This is a genomic window from uncultured Cellulomonas sp. (assembly GCF_947494015.1).
GTDB lineage: Bacteria > Actinomycetota > Actinomycetes > Actinomycetales > Cellulomonadaceae > Pengzhenrongella.
This window is the reverse complement of the sequence record NZ_CANLTL010000014.1, coordinates 61,506-80,015: the sequence shown is the minus strand read 5'-3', so window position 1 is coordinate 80,015 and position 18,510 is coordinate 61,506. Positions and strand designations below refer to the sequence as shown.

18 protein-coding genes are annotated in these 18,510 nt (G+C 76.9%); 14 read left to right on the top strand and 4 right to left on the bottom strand.

Translation table 11 applies throughout. The annotated features are described in order from the left end of the window. The first annotated feature begins 11 nt into the window (after positions 1-11). The 12 genes from Q0840_RS15160 (at position 12) to Q0840_RS15105 (ending at position 11,709) form a co-directional block, all read left to right on the top strand. Positions 12-2,660, top strand: a complete 2,649-nt coding sequence (locus Q0840_RS15160) for a cation-transporting P-type ATPase (protein ID WP_298460831.1) — start codon at positions 12-14, stop codon at positions 2,658-2,660. Between the two features lie 129 nt (positions 2,661-2,789). Further along, complete coding sequence (locus Q0840_RS15155) at positions 2,790-3,161, top strand: DUF2188 domain-containing protein (protein ID WP_298460829.1); 372 nt, start codon at positions 2,790-2,792, stop codon at positions 3,159-3,161. Positions 3,162-3,391: 230 nt separating this feature from the next. Then, complete coding sequence (locus tag Q0840_RS15150; protein ID WP_298460826.1) at positions 3,392-3,856, top strand: hypothetical protein; 465 nt, start codon at positions 3,392-3,394, stop codon at positions 3,854-3,856. After that, complete coding sequence (locus tag Q0840_RS15145) at positions 3,853-4,773, top strand: hypothetical protein (protein ID WP_298460824.1); 921 nt, start codon at positions 3,853-3,855, stop codon at positions 4,771-4,773. Before Q0840_RS15150 ends, Q0840_RS15145 begins: the two co-directional genes overlap by 4 nt. After that, positions 4,760-6,157 carry a V-type ATPase 116kDa subunit family protein gene (locus tag Q0840_RS15140; protein WP_298460822.1) on the top strand — a complete coding sequence of 466 codons (1,398 nt, stop codon included), beginning with the start codon at positions 4,760-4,762 and terminating at the stop codon, positions 6,155-6,157. Before Q0840_RS15145 ends, Q0840_RS15140 begins: the two co-directional genes overlap by 14 nt. Before the next feature lie 15 nt (positions 6,158-6,172). After that, entirely contained in the window at positions 6,173-6,601 is a 429-nt protein-coding gene (locus Q0840_RS15135) for an ATP synthase subunit C (protein WP_298460819.1), read from the top strand. Beyond that, positions 6,598-6,849 (top strand): V-type ATP synthase subunit F, encoded by a 252-nt coding sequence (locus Q0840_RS15130; RefSeq protein ID WP_298460818.1) that lies wholly within the window; start codon positions 6,598-6,600, stop codon positions 6,847-6,849. Before Q0840_RS15135 ends, Q0840_RS15130 begins: the two co-directional genes overlap by 4 nt. Further along, entirely contained in the window at positions 6,846-7,355 is a 510-nt protein-coding gene (locus Q0840_RS15125; RefSeq protein ID WP_298460816.1) for a hypothetical protein, read from the top strand. Before Q0840_RS15130 ends, Q0840_RS15125 begins: the two co-directional genes overlap by 4 nt. Next, positions 7,340-9,133, top strand: coding sequence for a V-type ATP synthase subunit A (locus Q0840_RS15120; RefSeq protein ID WP_298460814.1), 1,794 nt, complete (start codon positions 7,340-7,342; stop codon positions 9,131-9,133). The genes Q0840_RS15125 and Q0840_RS15120 overlap by 16 nt, the downstream gene beginning before the upstream one ends. Further along, positions 9,130-10,536, top strand: a complete 1,407-nt coding sequence (locus Q0840_RS15115) for a V-type ATP synthase subunit B (RefSeq protein WP_298460812.1) — start codon at positions 9,130-9,132, stop codon at positions 10,534-10,536. The genes Q0840_RS15120 and Q0840_RS15115 overlap by 4 nt, the downstream gene beginning before the upstream one ends. Before the next feature lie 4 nt (positions 10,537-10,540). Beyond that, positions 10,541-11,170 (top strand): V-type ATP synthase subunit D, encoded by a 630-nt coding sequence (locus Q0840_RS15110; RefSeq protein ID WP_298460810.1) that lies wholly within the window; start codon positions 10,541-10,543, stop codon positions 11,168-11,170. Beyond that, a complete protein-coding gene (locus tag Q0840_RS15105; protein WP_298460809.1) occupies positions 11,167-11,709 on the top strand; it encodes a universal stress protein in 543 nt (180 codons plus the stop codon). Before Q0840_RS15110 ends, Q0840_RS15105 begins: the two co-directional genes overlap by 4 nt. Positions 11,710-11,759: 50 nt before the next feature. On the opposite strand, the gene Q0840_RS15100 is transcribed toward Q0840_RS15105, so the two are convergent. Further along, the gene (locus Q0840_RS15100; protein WP_298460808.1) at positions 11,760-12,533 is read right to left on the bottom strand and encodes an SDR family oxidoreductase; all 774 of its coding nucleotides are present in this window, start codon (positions 12,531-12,533) and stop codon (positions 11,760-11,762) included. 234 nt (positions 12,534-12,767) lie between these two features. On the opposite strand from Q0840_RS15100, the gene Q0840_RS15095 reads away from it, so the two are divergent. Continuing rightward, entirely contained in the window at positions 12,768-13,739 is a 972-nt protein-coding gene (locus Q0840_RS15095; protein ID WP_298460807.1) for a magnesium transporter CorA family protein, read from the top strand. A gap of 27 nt (positions 13,740-13,766) precedes the next feature. Here Q0840_RS15095 and Q0840_RS15090 read toward each other — a convergent pair whose 3' ends face one another. After that, complete coding sequence (locus Q0840_RS15090) at positions 13,767-14,483, bottom strand: response regulator transcription factor (protein WP_298460806.1); 717 nt, start codon at positions 14,481-14,483, stop codon at positions 13,767-13,769. 52 nt (positions 14,484-14,535) lie between these two features. Next, the gene (locus tag Q0840_RS15085) at positions 14,536-16,164 is read right to left on the bottom strand and encodes a GAF domain-containing sensor histidine kinase (protein ID WP_298460804.1); all 1,629 of its coding nucleotides are present in this window, start codon (positions 16,162-16,164) and stop codon (positions 14,536-14,538) included. A gap of 130 nt (positions 16,165-16,294) precedes the next feature. Between Q0840_RS15085 and Q0840_RS15080 the strand changes: the two genes are divergently transcribed. Beyond that, a complete protein-coding gene (locus Q0840_RS15080) occupies positions 16,295-16,942 on the top strand; it encodes a response regulator transcription factor (protein ID WP_298460802.1) in 648 nt (215 codons plus the stop codon). 35 nt (positions 16,943-16,977) lie between these two features. On the opposite strand, the gene Q0840_RS15075 is transcribed toward Q0840_RS15080, so the two are convergent. Beyond that, positions 16,978-18,366 (bottom strand): wax ester/triacylglycerol synthase domain-containing protein, encoded by a 1,389-nt coding sequence (locus Q0840_RS15075; RefSeq protein WP_298460800.1) that lies wholly within the window; start codon positions 18,364-18,366, stop codon positions 16,978-16,980. Between the last annotated feature and the right edge of the window lie 144 nt (positions 18,367-18,510).

Sequence of the window (18,510 nt, the reverse complement as noted above, 5' to 3'; positions counted from 1 at the left end):
CCGGCCCCGCCGTGCCGACGGCCGTGCCGCGAGCGACCGCGCGGGACGGCGGCACGGCGGGTCTGAGCGACGCCGAGGCTGCCCTCCGGCTGTCCCGGTACGGGCCGAACGTGCTGCCGCCCGCCGAGCGGCCTCGCCGTCTGCGGGAGCTCGCCCGGCAGATGGTCCACGTCTTCGCCGTCATGCTCTGGGTGGCGGCCGCGCTCGCCTGGATGGGGGGGATGCCGGCGCTCGCGGTGGCGATCGCGGTCGTCGTCGTCCTCAACGGCGTGTTCGCGTTCGTGCAGCAGTACGCCGCCGACCGCGCCGCGCAGCGCCTGACGGAGCTGCTGCCCGTGCGCGCGGTCGTCCGCCGGGGCGGGCGCACGCAGGTGGTCGAGGCGGCCGAGCTGGTGCCGGGAGACGTGGTGGTGCTCGACGCGGGCGACCGGGTGCCGGCCGACCTGCGGATCGCCGCCGCCGGGTCGCTGCGGGTGGACGAGTCCATGCTGACCGGGGAGAGCGCGACGGTGGCACGAGCAGGGGGCGACCCGGTGCTCGCCGGGACCTACGTCGCCGAGGGTCACGGGGACGCCGTCGTCGAGGCCACCGGCGGCGCGACCCGGCTGGCCGGCATCGCCCGGGTGACACGCTCCGCGACCCGTCCACCGAGCCCGTTGGACCGTCAGCTGCGCCGACTCATCCGGGTGGTGGGGATGGTCGCCGTGGTGGCCGGTGGCGCATCCTTCCTCACCGCGGTCCTGCTCGGGCTGGAGGTGGGCACGAGCTACCTGTTCGCCATCGGGGTCACGGTGGCGCTCGTGCCGGAGGGTCTGCTGCCGACCGTGACGCTGTCCCTCGCCCGCGCCGCGCAGCGGATGTCCACCCGCAACGCCCTCGTGCGCCGGATGGAGGCCGTCGAGACCCTCGGGGCGACCACCTACATCTGCACGGACAAGACCGGCACGCTGACCCGCAACGAGATGTCGGTCGTCGAGGTGTGGACCCCCGACGGACGGGTACGCGTGGCGGGTGGCGGCTACGGGCCGGTCGCCGCGGTGACCGGTGCGCCGCCCGCGTGCGCGGCCGCCCGGACGGCCGCCGGGCGCGCGGCACGCTGTTCCCCCGACGCGCGAGCGCTGGCCCGCGACGGGGTCTGGTCGCCCGTGGGGGACCCCATGGAGGTGGCCGTGCACGTGCTGGCCGACCGGCTCGGCGGCACCGGCGCGGCGCCGCCCGCGCTCGCCCGGGCCGGCTTCGACCCCCGGCGGCGGCGCACGTCCGTCCTCGACGTCGACGGCGTGCACGTGGTCGGTGCGCCCGAGGCGGTGCTCCCGCTGTGCGCGGCACCGGCGGGGGGCTCCGCGGAGGGCTCGGCGGAGGGCTCGGTGCAGGACGCGGTGCAGGACGCGGTGCAGGACGCGGTCACCGAGATGGCCGGGCGCGGCCTGCGGGTGGTCGCCGTCGCCGGAGCCGGGCCACCGGTCGACGCCGCCGGCTCACCGGCCGAGGTGCTGCTCGGCCACGAGCGGGAGCTGCGCCTGCTCGCCCTGCTCGGCCTGGCGGACCCGCCCCGGGACGACGTCGCCGAGGCGGTCGACGCGTGCCACCGGGCCGGGATCCGGCTGGCGATGGTCACCGGCGACCACCCCGCCACCGCGGTTGCGGTCGCCCGGCAGGTGCACCTGGTGCGTGGCGAGGCCCGGGTGCTGCTCGGGCCCGAGCTGCCGCGGTCCGACGCGGACCTCGGCGCCCTGCTGGACCACGACGACGTCGTGGTGGCGCGCGTCGCGCCGGAGGACAAGCTCCGCATCGCCCACGCCATGCAGGCCCGCGGCCACGTGGTCGCGATGACCGGCGACGGTGTCAACGACGGCCCCGCCCTGCGGGCGGCGGACATCGGCGTCGCGATGGGAGCGTCCGGCACCGACGTCGCCCGGGAGGCGGCCGACATCGTGCTCCTCGACGACCACTTCGCGAGCATCGTCGCGGCCGTCGAGCTCGGCCGGGCGACCTTCGCCAACATCCGGCGGTTCCTCACCTACCACCTGACCGACAACGTGGCCGAGCTGACCCCGTTCGTGGTGTGGGCGCTGTCCGGCGGGCGGATCCCGCTCGCCCTGACCGTGCTGCAGGTGCTCGCCCTGGACATCGGCACCGACCTGCTGCCCGCGCTCGCCCTCGGTGCGGAGCGTCCGAACCCCCGCACGATGAGCGGCCCCCGGCGCGGGGAGCGGCTCGTCGACGGCCGGGTCCTGCGGCGCGCCCTGGGCGTCCTGGGACCGGCCGAGGCGGCCGTCGCGATGGGCGCCTTCGTCGCCGTCCTCGTCGCGGGTGGCTGGTCGCCCGGGGCAGCCGTCGACGGCCCCCTGCTGGCGACGGCGTCCGGGTCGTGCTTCGCCGCCATCGTCCTGGGTCAGCTGGCCAACGCCTTCGCCTGCCGCAGCGAGCGCCGCTCCGTGCGGGCCACCGGGCTGGGCGGCAACGCGCTCCTGCTCGGGGCGGTGGCCGTCGAGGCGCTGATGGTGCTGGTGTTCCTCGGCGTCCCGCCGGTCGCGGATCTCCTGGGCGGCACGCTCCCCGACCCGACGGGCTGGGCCCTGGCTCTGCTCACCGTCCCGGTGATCTGGACGGTCGACGCGGTCCACAAGGTGCTGCGGACCCGCGGACGGCGGAGCTGACGCGGGCGCGCACAGGTCGGGACCGAAGGCCCGGGACCGGGGGGCGCGCGCGGTCCACGATGGAGGTGCAGCCCACCGGCGGCGGACGTCGTCGCCGGGAGGCGGCAACGGCGTCGAAGGAGGCCGATGATGTCCGCCCGGGAGGCGGCGACGGTGGTCGACGTCGGCGGTGCGCCGCCGTCGGCCGCGGGCCGGCCCGGCGACCGCAGGGCGACCCGCGGCAGCTGCGCCCCCGCCGTGCAGGTCCACCGGACGGCGAGAGGGGAGCGGGTCATGCCCACGATGCAGATCCACACGGTGTTCGACCCGGTCTACGGACGGTGGCAGAACCACGTCGGCACCGACCGTGCCGGCTTCGGCGGCTCCGAGGACAAGGAGCAGGCCGTGGCCGCCGGCCGTGCCGAGGCTGCGGCCGTCCGGTGCGACCTGGTGGTGCACAACGAGGACGGGACGGTGGCCCACCGGGAGTCGTACGCCGCCGGACCGCCCACCGGGCGCTGACGGCCCGCCGCCGACGGCCGGCCAGAAGGTGTCGAAGGTCCCGTCCGGCGCGCCGTCGGGCGGCCTAGCGTCACCCACGCAGGGGCGCAGCGGTCGAGGTCACCGGCCGCGACGACGCCTCGCGGACGAAGGGCGGGTCCGATGGTCCAGGCGGAGACGACGACGGGGCGGCGTGCTCCTGCGGCGTCCGGGTCGGTCCGGTAGCGCGGTCACGGCGACGGGAGCGCGCGATGCCACGGGTCCGTGACCTGCTGTACCGGTTCCGGCCGGCCGGTGCACCCGGCGTCGCCGGTCCTGCGGGCGTGCCGGTGGACCGCGCCGCGGACGCGGCGGCCGAGCTGGACGACGTCCTGCACGACGTCGCCGAGGTCGAGCGCACCTGCGAGGGCCTGCGGGCCGCCGCCCGCCGGGACGCCGAGCGGACGACGTCGGAGGCTGCCCAGAGGGCGGCCGGGCTCGTGAGCGCGGCGCAGGCCCGGGCCGACGAGGAGCGTGCCGCGGCCGCGGCCGCGGCACGTGCGGCCGACGAGCCCGCGTGCGCGGAGCTCCTCGCGCACGCCGAGCGCACTGCTGCCGAGGTCGGCCGCACCGCCGAGGAGCGCATCCCGCTGTACGTCGACGCCGTCGTGGACGGCATCCGTGAGCTGCTGGAGACCGACGACCCGGCAGTCGGCCGGACGGCGGGTGCGCGATGAGCATCGGCTGGGTGGCCGGGGCTTCGCGGGCCCGGGCGATGACCACCCGCCGGGTGGGGCGCGAGGGCGCCCGCGCGCTGGCCGCCGGTCCGTCCCTCGACGCCGCGGTGCGCACACTGGCCCACGGGCCGTACGCGGGCACGGTGCACGAGGGGGCGACGCTCGCCGACGCCCAGCGCGGCGCCGTGGCGACGGCGCTGTGGAACTGCCGGGTGCTGGCCGGGTGGGTGCCGCGCGACGGTGTCGCCGTCCTGCGGGTGCTGGCCGGGACGGTGGAGGCGATCAACGTCGTCGACCACGTCCGACGGCTCGCCGGGGCGACGACGCCCCCTGCCCTGCACCTGGGGGCCCTGTCGACGTCGTGGCCGCGCGTCGCCGCGACCACCACGGCGGACGGCGTGCGCCAGGCGCTGACCGCCTCCCCGTGGGGCGACCCGGGGGGCACGACGGCCGCGGAGATCGACGCCGCGCTGCGCGTCTCGCTCGCCGACCGGGTGCTCGCCGCCGCCCCGGACGCCGGCCCGTGGGCCGCCGGCGCCGTCGCTCTGCTGGTCGCGCGGGAGGCCGCGCACGGGCGTCGACCGGGCCCGGGGGCGCGGCAGCCGGTCGCCCGCGTGCTGGGTCGGCCGGCGCTCCACGCCGGCTCCGTGGAGGAGCTGGCCGCCGTCGTGCCGTCCTCGGCCCGGTGGGCACTGGCGGGTGTGACAGGGCCGGAGGACCTGTGGCGTGCGGAGGCGCGGTGGTGGTCACGCGTGGACGACGACGGGTCCCGGCTGGTGCGCCGGACCACCGCCGGGCCGGCCGTGCTGCTCGGCACGGTCGCGATGCTGGCCGCGGACGCCTGGCGGGTCCGGGCGGCGCTCGAGGTCGCCGACCGGGGCCCCACGGCGCTGGGGGTGCTCGATGAGGTGGCGTGAGGCTCTGCACCCGGTGGGCATGCAGCGCGTCGCGCTGCTCGCACCGCGCGACGCGCTGCGCGACGTGCTGGTGGAGGTCGCGGACGAGGGCACGGTCGCCTTCGACCCGTCGCCCGCCGAGGCCGCGGTGGTCCCCACCGGTGCCACCGAGCGCCTGCAGCGGCTCGCCGGCCGGCCGGGGGCCGAGCCGGCCGTCACCCGCGACCTGCCGGACCTGGACGCGTGGGAGCGTGCCGGCCGCGCGGACCTGCTCGCCGGCGAGGCGGAGCTGGAGGACCGCGGTCGCCAGGCGGTCACCCGCGGCACGGTCGCGGCCTGGCTGGGCTGGGTGCCCGATGTGGAGGTCACGCGGCTCGCCCAGCGGGTGGGCCCCGAGGGCGGCGCCGTCGTCCCGCTCCCCCGACCGCCCGGGGTGGACCCGCCCACGCTGCTGCCGACCACCGGGGTCGCCCGGGAGCTCGCGCCGCTGGTCGAGACGTACGCGACGGTCCCGTACGCGGACCTCAACCCGTCCGTCGTGGCCGGGCTCGCCTACATCGTGATGTTCGGGCTGATGTTCGCCGATGCCGGCCACGGCGCGCTGCTGGTCCTGGCGGCGCTGCTGGTGCGCTCGCGTCGCGTGCACCGGCTCGAGCGGCTGGCGCCCTACTGGCGGTTCCTCGCCGGCGCGGGCCTCGCGAGCACCGTGTCCGGGGTGCTGTACGGCGAGTTCTTCGGTCCGACCGGGGTCGTCCCGGTGGTGTGGCTGTCCCCCCTCGACGAGCCGGTGGCCGCGATGCTCGCCGCCGTCGGGGTCGGCGCGGTGCTGCTGGCCGGTGCCTACGGCCTGGGCGCGGTCAACCGGTACCGCGAGGGCGGCTGGCGCCTGACCCTGTACGCGCCGTCGGGCCTGGCCGGCGCCGCCCTGTTCCTCGGTCTGGGGGCGGCCGGCAGCGGCGCCTCGTTCGCCCCCGGCTGGCTGGTGCCGGTGGGCGCCGCCCTCGCGGTCGCCGGGCTCACGGCCACGTTCCTGGGCCTCCTCGCGGCGGCCGGCGGCGGGCTCGGCGGCGCGGCCCAGGCGGCGATCGAGTCGGTCAACCTGGTGGTGCGGCTCGGCTCGAACCTGGTGAGCTTCGCCCGGCTGGCGGCGTTCGGGCTGACCCACGCGGCGCTCGGTGCGGTCGTGTGGCAGGCGTCCGCCGCGCTGTGGGGCCAGGGGCCCGCCGGCACGGCCGGCGCGGTCGCCGTCTTCGTGGTCGGCAACGCGCTGACCTTCGCCCTGGAGGGCGTGGTCGCGGCGATCCAGGCGCTGCGGCTGGAGTACTTCGAGCTCTTCTCCCGCGTCTTCGACGGCGAGGGACGGCCGTTCCGTCCCTGGCACGTCGCCCTGATCCGGAGCACATGACCCCCAGGAGCTGCCATGTCCACGTGGTTGATCGCCGCACCCCTCGGGGTGCTGGTGTGCGCGCTGACCGTCCGGCTGCTGCGCCGCCGCGGCCGCTCGGCGGTGCACGTCCTGCTGGCCGTGGACGGGCTCGCCGCCGCCGTCGCGCTGGCGCTGGTCGCCGTCGCCCTGACCGCGACACCGTCCGCGGCAGCGGTCGGCACCGCGGTCACCCAGGCGGCGGCCGCCGGCCCCGACGGGTCGGCGCTCATCGGCGCGGCCATCGCGGTGGCCGGGTCCTCGATCGGCGCGGCGATCGCCGTCGCGTACACCGGCGCCGCGGCGCTGGCGGCGATGAGCGAGCGGCCCGAGATCTTCGGCCGGGCCATGGTGATCGTCGGGCTGGCCGAGGGGATCGCCATCTACGGGCTGATCGTGTCGATCATCCTCATCGGACGGGCGTGACCGCCATGCGCACGGATGCCGGCGGTCCCGTCCAGGTCGCGGTCATCGGGGCGCACGCGGCCGTGGCCGGGTTCGCGCTGGCCGGCGCGCACGTCCGCGTGGCAGCCGACGACGACGCCGTCCGCGCGGCGTGGGAGTCCCTGCCCACCGAGGTGGGCGTCGTCCTGCTCACCCCCGCCGCCGCGACCGCGCTGACCGGGCAGCCGGCGCCGTCCACCACGCGCCTGACGGCCGTGGTGCCGACATGAGCGCGGACCGGACGGTGCCCGGTCTCGAGCCGCTGCGCGCGGCGCTGCTCGCCCGCGCGCAGGCCGACGCGCAGGACGTGCGGGCGGACGCGTCCCGGCAGGCCGCCGACCGGCTGGCCGCGGCGCAGCGGCAGGCGGAGGAGATCCTGGTCGCCGCCCGGGCCCGCGGCGCCGACGACGCCCAGGTGCTCGTGCGGTCCCGGCGTGCGGACGCCCGGCGCGCCGCCCGTGGCGTGGTGCTCGGCGCCCGGGCGCTGGCCCAGGAGGAGCTCCGGCGGCGGGCGGCCGACGCCGTCCGGGCACAGCTGGCCGACCCGGTCACGCGGGGACGGCTGGTGGCGCAGCTGCAGGCCCGGCTGGGGCCGGGCACCGTCGTGCACGACGCCCCGGACGGCGGGCTGCTCGCCGCCTCCCCCGGGCGCCGCGCCATCGACGCGTCGGTCGGTGCCCTGGTCGCCGCCGCGCTGGCCGAGCTGGACCTGGAGGGGCTGTGGGACGCGAGCTGAGCGTGGTGGACGGCGGGCGGGCCGGTCCGGACGGACGGTCCCCGGCCGGCAGCGTCCTGCGGGTCAGCGGTCCGCTCGTGGAGGTCGGGGACCTGCCGGACGTCGCCATCGCCGAGCTGGTGGCGCTGGGACCGAACGGCCTGCCCGGTGAGGTGGTGGCGATCCGTGGGGCGACGGTGTCCGTGCAGGCGTACGAGTACACCGGCGGCCTGGCGGTCGGCAGCCCCGTCCAGGCGCTGGGCCGGCCGCTGTCAGCCCGACTCGGGCCGGACCTGCTCGGAGGCGTCTTCGACGGGCTGCTGCGCCCGCTGGCGACTGCCGGCACCTGGCTCGGGGTCACCGCCGGGACCGGGCCGGGCAGCGGGGCCGGCGCGGGGGCGAAGGACCGCACCTGGCAGTGGCGGCCGCGGGTGGTCCCCGGTCAGGTGGTGACCGCCGGCACCGTGCTCGGCACCGTGCCCGACGTCGGCGCGGTCGAGCACCGCGTGCTGGCGCCCCCCGGCACGGGCGGCGAGGTGTCCTGGGTCGCGGACGCCGGCCGGTACACCGAGGCGCAGCCCGTGGTCTGCGTCGGGCGGACGTCCGTCCGGCTGACCGAGCTCTGGCCGGTGCGCCGCCCCCGACCCGTGACCGCGCGGCGCCTGGCCGACCAGCCGCTGGTCACCGGCCAGCGCGTGCTGGACGCCGTCTTCCCGGTGGCCCTGGGGACCAGCGTCGCCGTCCCCGGCGGCTTCGGCACGGGCAAGACGATGCTGCTGCAGCAGATCGCGAAGTGGTGCTCTGCTGACGTCATCGTCTACGTCGGCTGCGGCGAGCGCGGCAACGAGATGGCCGACGTGCTGGACGAGCTCGCGGCGCTCGCCGACCCGCGCACGGGCCGGCGTCTGAGCGAGCGCATCGTGGTGATCGCCAACACGTCGAACATGCCGATGATGGCCCGGGAGGCGAGCATCTACACCGGCGTCACCGTCGCCGAGTTCTACCGGGACATGGGCCACGACGCCGTGCTCATCGCCGACTCCACCTCGCGGTGGGCGGAGGCGTTGCGGGAGTTCGGGTCGCGGTCCGGCGCCATGCCCACCGAGGAGGGCTACCCGGCGGCGCTCGCGTCCGCGCTGGCGGCCTTCTACGAGCGCGCCGGCCGGGTGCAGACGCTGGGCGGGGTCGACGCCTCGGTCACCATCGTGGGCGCCGTCTCGCCGCCAGGCGGGGACACCACCGAGCCGGTGACCGCGCACACCCAGCGCTCGGTGCGCAGCCTGTGGAACCTGGACCGCGCGCTGGCCTACGCCCGGCACTACCCCGCCGTCGGCTGGTCCGGGTCGTTCGCGCGGGACGTCGACCGGCTCGGCGCCTGGTACGCCGCCCACGGTGACCCCGACTGGGCGCGGCGGCGGGCCCGGGTCGCCGGCCTGCTCGCCGAGGCGGACCGGCTGACCGACCTCGCCGAGCTCGTCGGCGCCGGATCGCTGCCCGGCCACGAGCGGGTCGTGCTGCTCGCGGGCCGCCTGCTGCGCGAGGGGGTGCTGCAGCAGAACGCGCTCTCGGCGAACGACGCGCACTGCACGGCCGCGAAGACCGCCGCGCTCGTCGACGCCGTGCTGGCCGCCGTCGACGAGTGCGACCTGCTGGTGGAGGGCGACGTGACGGCGACCGAGATCGAGGAGGTCGACTTCTCGCCGCTCCTGCGCGCCGCGCAGGACACGGGACCCGACGACGCGGCCGGCGTGCGCGAGCGCGGCACGCGCATGCTGGCCGTCCTGGGGGGTCTGCGATGACCGACCTGACGCTCCGCACCGGCGCCCCCCGACTGGCCGTCGAGCACTCCGCAGTCGAGGAGCTGCGCGGCCCGCTGCTCGTCCTGCGCGGGACCACGGGCGTCGGCTGGGACGAGTACGCGCAGATCCGCGGCGACGGCGACGGCGGCGCGGTCCGGCACGGCCTCGTGCTCGAGGTCGACCGGGACCTGGCCGTGGTGCAGGTCCTCGAGGGCACCGAGGGACTCACCCGCGGCACCACGCACGCCCGGTTCTCCGGCACCCCGCTGCACGTGCCGGTGGGCACGGGGTGGCTCGGCCGGGTCTGCAACGGCCGCGGGGAGCCGGTGGACGGGGGCCCGCCGGTGTCCGGCCGCCACCGGGCGCCGGTGGCCGGCCACCCGCTCAACCCGGTCCGCCGCGAGCCGCCGTCCCAACCGGTGATCACCGGCATCTCCGCCATCGACGCGCTCACCACGCTGGTCCGCGGGCAGAAGCTGCCCATCTTCTCCGTGGCCGGCCTGCCGCACCTGGAGCTGGCCGCCCAGGTCGCCGCGCAGGCGACCACCGGCGCCGAGGGGTTCTGCGTGGTGTTCGGCGCCATGGGGCTGTCCCACGCCGACGCCGACGCGGTCCGCGCGACCCTCGACGACAGGTTGGCCGCCGGTGAGCTGCTCCTGCTGGTCAACACCGCCGACGATCCCGTCGTCGAGCGCACGCTCACGCCCCGGATCGCGCTGACGGTCGCCGAGCACCTGGCCTTCGAGTGCGGGCGCCACGTGCTGGTCGTGCTGGCGGACATGACCAGCTACGCCGAGGCGCTGCGCGAGGTCTCGACCGCCCGCGGCGAGATGCCAGGACGACGGGCGTACCCGGGCTACCTGTACAGCGACCTGGCGAGCCTGTACGAGCGGTGCGGGAGGATCCGTGGCCGCGACGGCTCTGTGACGATCCTCCCCGTGGTGACCATGCCGGCCGGGGACATCACCCACCCGGTCCCGGACCTGACCGGCTACATCACCGAAGGGCAGGTCGTCCTCTCCCCGGAGATGCACGCCCGCGGGATCTACCCACCGGTGGACCCGCTGCAGTCCCTGTCCCGGCTCATGCGCCACGGGGCCGGGCCGGGCCGCACCCGCGAGGACCACCTGGAGCTCGCGGCCCAGCTGCTCGCCGCCCTGGCCCGCGCACGGCAGGCACGCGAGCTCGCGGAGATCGTCGGGGCGTCGGCGCTGAGTGGGACCGACCAGTACTACCTCGAGCTCGCGACCGAGCTGGAGCGCCGCCTGGTCGACCAGCACCCGGGCGAGCGGCGTTCGCTCGAGGACACCCTGGAGCGCTGCTGGCAGGTCGCGGAGATCCTCCCCCGGCGGGAGCTGACCATGCTGTCCGCCCGGGTCCTGGCCGCCCGGGACGGCGGGTGACGCCGTGCCCTCGCTCGCCCACGTGCCCCCCGGCCGCGCCGGGCGGCTCTGGCTGCGCCGGCGGCTGGGCACCGCCGAGCGGGGCCGCGACCAGCTCGAGCGCAAGCTGCGCGTGCTGGCCCCCGAGCTCGAACGCCGCCGGCTGCACCGGGACCAGCGCCACCGGCAGTGGGCGGCGGACTGCCGGGACGCCCAGGTCTGGGTGCTGCGTGCCGGGCTCCTCGGCGGGCAGGACGCCCTCGACCGCGCCGCACCCGCCCGTCCGGTCGAGGTCCGGCTGCGCTGGTCGACGACGGTGGGCGTCACCTACCCGGTGGAGGCCGAGCTGGTGGACCTCGCCCCCGACGCCACCCTCGGCCGCACCGTCGGGAATGCCGCGGTCGAACCGGCCGCTGCTGCGTTCCGCCGCGCGCTGCTGGCCGGGGTCGAGGCGGCCGCGGCCGACGAGGCGCTGCGCCGGGTCGAGGAGGAGGCCCGGACGACCCGGCGTCGGCTGCGTGCGCTGGAGCAGCGGTGGCTGCCCTGGCTGCAGGACCGGCTCACCACGGTGGAGTCGGCGCTCGAGCAGGCCGAGCAGGAGGACGCGGCACGGCTCCGGCATGCCGTCGGGACGGACCGTGGCGCCGGGCCATGATCAGGCAGATCCTCGTCGCCGTGGACGACACGGCAGGCTCCATGGCGGCAGCGCGGCTGGCGACCGACGTCGCGGCCGCCCTCGGGGCGGCTCTGCGCGCAGTCCACGTCAGCGCCGACCCCGCTGCCGAGGCGGCGCGGTCGGCGCCGACCCCGCCCCGGCGCCCGGACCGGGTCACGGACCGGGTCACCGACCGGGTCACGGACCGGGCGGTCCGGGGACGTGCGAGCTGCGGGGTGGGCGACGTCCGAGCCGACGCCGACGTCGCGGCCCGACGCCGGCACGCCGACGAGGCCCTGCTGGCCCGGGTGGTGCGGATCGGCGTCGACCGCGGCGTGGCCGTGCAGGCCGTGCTGCTCAGCGGTGCCGCCGGTCCCGCGATCCTGCGGGCTGCCGTGGACTGCGCGGCGGACCTGGTCGTGGTGGGACGGTCCCGCCGACCGGCGGGCGGCGAGCCGTACGTCGGCAGCAACACCCGCCACGTCCTGGAGTTCTCCGCGAGCCCCGTGCTCGTGGTGCCGCCCCCGCCCAGGTCGTGACGGGGGCCTCCCGGCCGCCGGTCGTGTCCTGCGGTCGGCCGACGGACGGATCACCAGGTCGAGTCGCCGCGGATCACCACGTCGGACCCGCCGTCGACGAAGACGACCTGGCCGCACAGGTGGGTGTTCTCCTCGCTGACCAGCCAGGCGAGCAGCCGGGCGGGGACCTCGGGCTTCATGAACCCGCCCAGCGGCATGGGGACCATCGCGGCCACCGCAGCGCGCTGGACGTCGGTGCCGATCAGCCCGGCGACCATCGGCGTCTCCACGACGCCGGGACCGATCGCGTTGAGCGGGATGCCCTGGCCGGCCCACTGCGGCCACGCGGCGGTCCGTCGCACCCACCGGCACAGGGCGACCTTGCTGCTGGCGTAGATCAGGCCACCCTGCTCGGCCTGCACCAGCTTGTCCGCCCGTGCCAGTGCCCCGGGCTCGTCACCGGCGAGGCACAGGTCGACCAGCTCGCCGTCGGACGGCATCAGGCTCGCCATGGACGCGGTCGCGACCGCACGTGGCGCGGTCGAGCCGTCGAGCAGCGGCCGCAGGCCGTCCAGGGTGGCCACCGAGCCGAAGTAGTTGACGGCGACGTCGCCCGGCGTCTGCCGGGCCAGCCCGGCGTTGGCGACGATCGCGTCGATGCGGCCGTCCGACGCGGCGCGGACCCCGTCGACCAGGGCCGCCCGGCCGTCCACGGAGGCGAGGTCGGCGACGACGTCGGCGTCGTGCAGGTCGACGCCGATCACCCGGTCGCCGCGCGACCGGAGCAGCTCGGCGGTGGCCCGACCGATACCCGAGGCCGAACCCGTGATGACAACGGTGCGCATGACAGCTCCTGACGCTGCGGGCGCCCGGCCCATCGCCGGGCTCCTCCCACGCTAGGCACCCGTCCCGCCGTCGTCGTCGGACCTTCGTCCCGACCGCGGCGGTGCCGGTCCCCCGGCGGATCCCGAGGACCAACTGCCCACCCCGACGGGCCCGCCATGCGCCACCCTGGAACCGGGACGTGCCGCCTCCCCGGCGGGCGTACCCGGGGGACGACTCGGTGCAGAGGAGCGCACGTGCACCACAACCGGATGTACCGCCGAGGACGGGTCGAGCTGGAGGACGTCGACGCCGACCGGGTCGCGGGGCTCCTCGCCCAGCCCGACACGGTCCTGTGGCTGCACCTGGACTCGCCCGGCGACGCCGACCTGGCCGCCCTGACCCGGACGCTGGGGATCTCCGCGCTGGCGGCGGAGGACCTGGTCCGCACCGGCCAGCGGACCAAGGTCACGCGGCACCCCGGGTACCTGCTCATGACGGTGTACCTGACCCGGGTCGACCCGGTCGCGGCTGCCCTCACCGCGACCGAGCTCGGCGTGATCGCCTCCGACCGATGGCTGGTGACCGTGCGCAAGTCCGGCGACCTCGACGTCGCCGAGCTCCGCGCGGGGTGGGACGCCGGCGCCGACCTCGCCGTCCACGGGGTCGCGTTCCTGGTTCACGGGCTGCTGGAGCGGGCGGTCGACAGCCACTTCGACGCGGTGCAGCAGCTCGACGACGCGGTCGACGCGCTCGAGGCGGGTCTGTTCGCCGACGGCTCCAGCGACACCACGACCCACGTGCACTCCTACGCCATCCGCAAGGCGCTGGTCGGCCTGCGTCGGGTCGTGCTGCCCATGCGCGAGGTGCTGCTCGCCTTCACCCGGCGCGACGTCCACGCGGTCGACGACGCGATGGTGCCGTACTTCGCCGACGTCTACGAGCAGGTGCTGCGGGTCACGGAGTGGACCGAGACGCTGCGCGACCTCGTGACCACCATCGGCGAGTCCACGCTCCAGGTGCAGAACAACCGGATCAACGAGGTCATGCGGCGCCTGAGCGCGTGGGCCGCGATCTTCGCCGCGTCCACCGCCATCACCGGCTTCTACGGGATGAACGTGCTGTTCCCGCAGGTCGCCAGCGCCGCCGGCGCCATCACGGCGAGCGCGTTGCTCGTGCTGTCCACCCTTGCGCTGATCGTGTTCTTCCGCGGTCGGCGGTGGTTGTGAGATCGCCCGGCGTCCGCCGGTGGTCCGCTAGTGGCCCGGCGGGTGCGCGCGGCGCTCCTCGGCGATGAACAGCGCGGCCTGCGTGCGGCCGTGGACCCCGATCTTGGCCAGCAGGCTGGAGACGTAGTTCTTGACCGTCTTCTCGGCCAGGAACATGCGCTGCGCGATCTGCCGGTTCGTCAGGCCCTCGCCGATCAGGTCGAGGATCGCCCGCTCCTGCGCGCTCAGCAGGTCCAGGCGCTCGTCCTGGTGCTGCGCCACCCGCAGGCGCTCCAGCACCCGGGCCCGGGAGCCCGCGTCCAGCAGGGTGCGTCCGGCGGCCACCGCGCGGATCGACTCGACCAGGTCCGAGCCGCGGATGTCCTTCAGGACGTACCCGGCGGCGCCCGCGGTGATCGCCGCGAGCAGCGCCTCGTCGTCGCTGAACGACGTGAGCATCAGGCAGGCGAGCTCGGGGCGCTGGGACCGCAGCTCGCGGCAGACCTCGACGCCGTCACCGTCCGGCAGGCGCACGTCCAGCACCGCCACGTCGACCTGCAGCCCGGGCGCCCGGACGAGTGCCTCACGCGCCGTCCTGGCCTCGCCGACGACCACCAGGTCGGGCTGGGAGTCGATCAGCCGGATCAGGCCCTCACGGACGACCTCGTGGTCGTCGAGCAGGAAGACGCTCGTCCTCGGCGTCGCCTCGGACGAACCCGGTTCGAGCCGGTCCACCGGCGTCCGGTCTGCGTCAGACGTGTCCATGGACCGTCACCTCTCGCTCGGTGGGACGGTCGGCCCGTCCCGTGATGGTCCCTCAGCCGGTGGAGCCGGTGGAGCCGGCGGGCCGACGCGCGTCCCGGGTGATCGGCACCGACCACGTCAGGACGGTTCCCTCGCGCGTGCCCGGGGCCAGCTGCAGGCGGCCGCCGCGCCGGGCCGCCCGTTGCTCGAGGTTCGCCAGGCCGCTGCGGCGTGCCGGCGCCCGAGGTGGTCCCACGCCGTCGTCCTCGACCCGCACGACGAGCTCGGAGCCCACCCGCACGTCGACCGCGGCGGACCGGGCCCGCGCGTGCCGGGCGGTGTTGGCCAGCGCCTCCCGCACGACCGCGACGGCGTCCTCGCCGAGCTCGGCGGGCAGCGTCGTGGTGACGCCGTCGGTGCGCAGCCTCGGCAGGAAGCCGAGCTCGTCGCGGGCCCGGACCACCTCGGCGTCGATCCGGTCCCGGAAGCCGGCGACGCGGGAGCGCGACCGCCCGCCCAGGCGGAAGATCGAGGTGCGGATGTCCTTGATGGTGTCGTCCAGGTCGTCCACGGCCCGGTCCAGACGCTCGGCGACATCCCGGCGGACGGCGTCCTGGGCCGCCCCCTGGAGCGACAGCCCGACGGCGAACAGGCGCTGGATGACCATGTCGTGCAGGTCCCGTGCGATCCGCTCCCGCTCCTCGAGCACCGCGAGCCGGGCGCGGTCGGACTGGGCTGCGGCGACGTCCAGGGCGAGGGCGACCTGCTCGGCGAAGCCCGCGACCATCCCGAGGTCCACCTCGGGGGCGGGCCGGTCCTCCTGCCGGCGCCACCCGAGCAGCAGGGTGCCCACCCACCGTGCGGCGCTGTGCAGCGGCACCACCAGCACCCATGCCGACCCGGGCACGTCGACCGAGCCGCCGTCCGGCACCGGGATCAGCGACGGAGCCGTCGAGCCCCCGACGCGGCCGGCGAGGTCGTCGGGGACCTCGTCCGGGTGCGAGCACAGCAGCCCGCCGACGGCGCCGGTCACCTCCCTCGCCCGGCACAGCACCTGCTGCGGCGCCTCGTCCGCCGCGCGACCGTCGGTGAGGATCGTGGTGCACGCCGCCGCCGCCTCCAGCCACCGCTCGTGGTCGCGGACCCGGCGGTACGCCCGGGCGTGGTCGATCGCGACGCCGGCCGCGGCCGCGAGCGCGACCACGGTGCTCTCGTCGTCGCCGGTGAAGTCGGTCACGTCGCCGTCCGGGCCGGCCTTGTCGGTCAGGTAGAGGTTGCCGAACACCTCGCCGCGAGCCCGCACCGGGACCCCGAGGAACGTCAGCATCCGCGGGTGGTGGACGGGGAACCCGACCGAGCGGGGGTGCCGGCTCAGGTCGTGCAGCCGCAGCGGCTGCGGCACGTCGATGAGGTGCCCGAGCACGCCCTCGCCGCGGGGCAGGTGCCCGATGAGCTCGCGCGTCCGCTCGTCGATGCCGTGGTGGACGAACTCACTGAGGCCGCCGTGCTGCCCCAGCACGCCCAGGGCGCCGTACCGGGCCCCGGTCAGCCGGCACGCGGCCTGCACCACACCGTCCAGCACCGTCGCCGTGTCGAGCTCGCTGGACATCGACACGACGGCATCCATCAGCGCGCGCACGCGTCCGTCGTCGGACGTCGGCTCCCCGACGCCGCCGGGGTGGGTCCCGTTCGGGGACGTCATGACGGCGAGCATAGGCGCCCTCGCCCGCGGTCGTCATGGCCCGGCACCCGGTGACGGGGCCCGCCACGCCGCCGCACTGGTGACCTTCGACCCTGCACCCGCGCGCTGCCGCGCAGGCACGATCGGGCGCATGGATGTCGGGGTCCTGGTGGTCGCCGACGACGAGATCGTCCGAGCCACCCTCTGCGTCGCCGTCCGGCGAGCGCCCGGTCTGGTGCTGGTCGGGGCCACCGTGACGGCGTCCGACGCGGGCACGGCGACGTCCCGTCTGCACCCGGACGTCGTCCTGCTCGACGACCACCTGCACCACGAGGACTGGATCGGCGTGTGCCGCCGGATGCGGTCGGTGGACCCCGACGTCGCGGTGCTGGTGCTGACCTCGCTGGACGACGACGACACCGTCCTGCAGCTCGTGCTGGCCGGCGCCGCCGGGTGCGTCCTGCGCGACCTGCGCCGGCTCGACGTGGCCGACACCGTGCGCTGCGCCGGCCGCGGCGGCACCGCCCTCGACCCGGCCGCGGAGGCCCGCGTGCGCGCGCGGCTCACCGGCGGCGCCGACCCGGGCGTGACGGCGACCCTGACGCCGTCGCAGCGGCGCGTCGTGCGGCTGGTCGCCAGCGGGCTCACCGACCGTCAGGTCGCCGACACCCTGGCGGTGCCGGTGCCCGACGCCACGGCGCAGGTGGCCGCGGTGGTGCGCCGGCTGAGGCCGGCACGGCCACCGTCACCGACCCGGCCGGCGCCCGCGGGGCAGCCCGTGCCACGGTCGGCGTGCTGAGCCCGCTCGGCACGCCGACGCCACCCCCGCGGCGGTCAGGCGCCTGGCTCGTGCAGGACGCCGTCCTGCGCGCCACCGCGGGGCAGCACGTCCCGCAGCACGTCCCGCAGCTCGTCCTCCAGCCCGGCCCGCAGGACCTCGAGGTCGGGCACGAGCTCGGGGTCGACGACCACGGACACGGTGAGGCGTCCCGCGTACGACAGCGCCGCGAACGCCACGGCGACGTTGCCGGCACTGACGACGAGCGGGATCGTCCGGACGACCGGTGCGCCGCTGAGGAGCAGGGGCTGGGACGGCCCGCGCACGTCGGACAGGAAGGTGTTGACCAGGCGCTGGCGGTCGATGAGGGCGGGGAAGAGCCCGAGCCGGGCGAGGAGCCGGAACGCCGGCCCGACCAGGGCGCTGGAGGAGCCGCGGCCCGCCGCCTTCTGCGCCCGGGTCCGGCGGCTCACGCACGCGAGCCGCTCCGCACGCGTCCCGTGCACCGGGACCCGCACGGGCATCACGCCGACGTCGTTGCCCAGGTCGTCACGGCCGGACGGCCTGCCGGACACCGGCACGGACACCACCAGCTCGGGCGGGTGCTCGCCCCGCCCGGCGAGCAGCCGACCGAGCGCGCCCGCGACCGCGACCAGCAGGACGTCGTTGACCGTCGCGTCGTGCCGGCGTGAGGCCTGCCGCACCCCGACGAGGTCGACGTCGACCACGGTGACCCGGCGACAGGGTCCCGTCGGGGCGTTGACCGAGGTCCGTGGGGCCAGCACGGCGCCGTGGCCCGAGACCCCGAGCTCGACCGCGCCCCGTGCCAGGAGCCGCGCCGACGCCGGCGCCCCCCGCAGCCCGGCCAGCGCCCGGGCGAGCACGTCCCGGGCGAGCGCTCCGGTGGTCGGCCCGCGCCGCGAGCCGGCGGTGTCGTGGCGCGCCGCGACGTCCACGCCGTCGGCGAGGCGCGCGAGCAGGACCAGGCCCCCGACGCCGTCCGTGATGACGTGGTGCAGGACGACCACGACGCCCACCGCCGTGCCGGCCGGCCCCACGAGCACCGACACCCGCCACAGCGGGCGGTGACGGGGCAGCGGGGACGTCACCGCGTCGGTGGCGACGGCGAGCAGCGCGTCGTCGTCGGTCCGCACGCACCGGAGCTGCGAGAGGTGGTCGCGGACGTCGAACCCCGGGTCGCGGGCCCAGTACGGGCGCCCCAGCGGGCGCGGGGGGCTGACGACCCGGTCGGCCAGCCGCCGGACGCGTCCGAGCCGGTCCACGAGCGCGTCCTGCACGGCGTCGGCCGGCACGTCGCCGCTCAGCAGGAGCAGCGCCCCGACGTTCGACGGGGCGGGCCCGACGTCGGTCGCGAGCTCGAGGACGTCGCCGGGGCGCAGCCGGTCCACGGCGACCCTGGGTGCCGAGGCGCGCACCGCGTCCATGTGTCCCTCCTCCCCCGGTCCCCTCCACCTCAGCCGGGTCGCTCCGGTGCCGCCAGGGACCAACGGCACGATCACGGCCGGCGTCGCCCCGGCGTGGTGCCCCGGGTGACCGCCGGGCAGCTCGGGCACGGCGCCGAGGGCCAG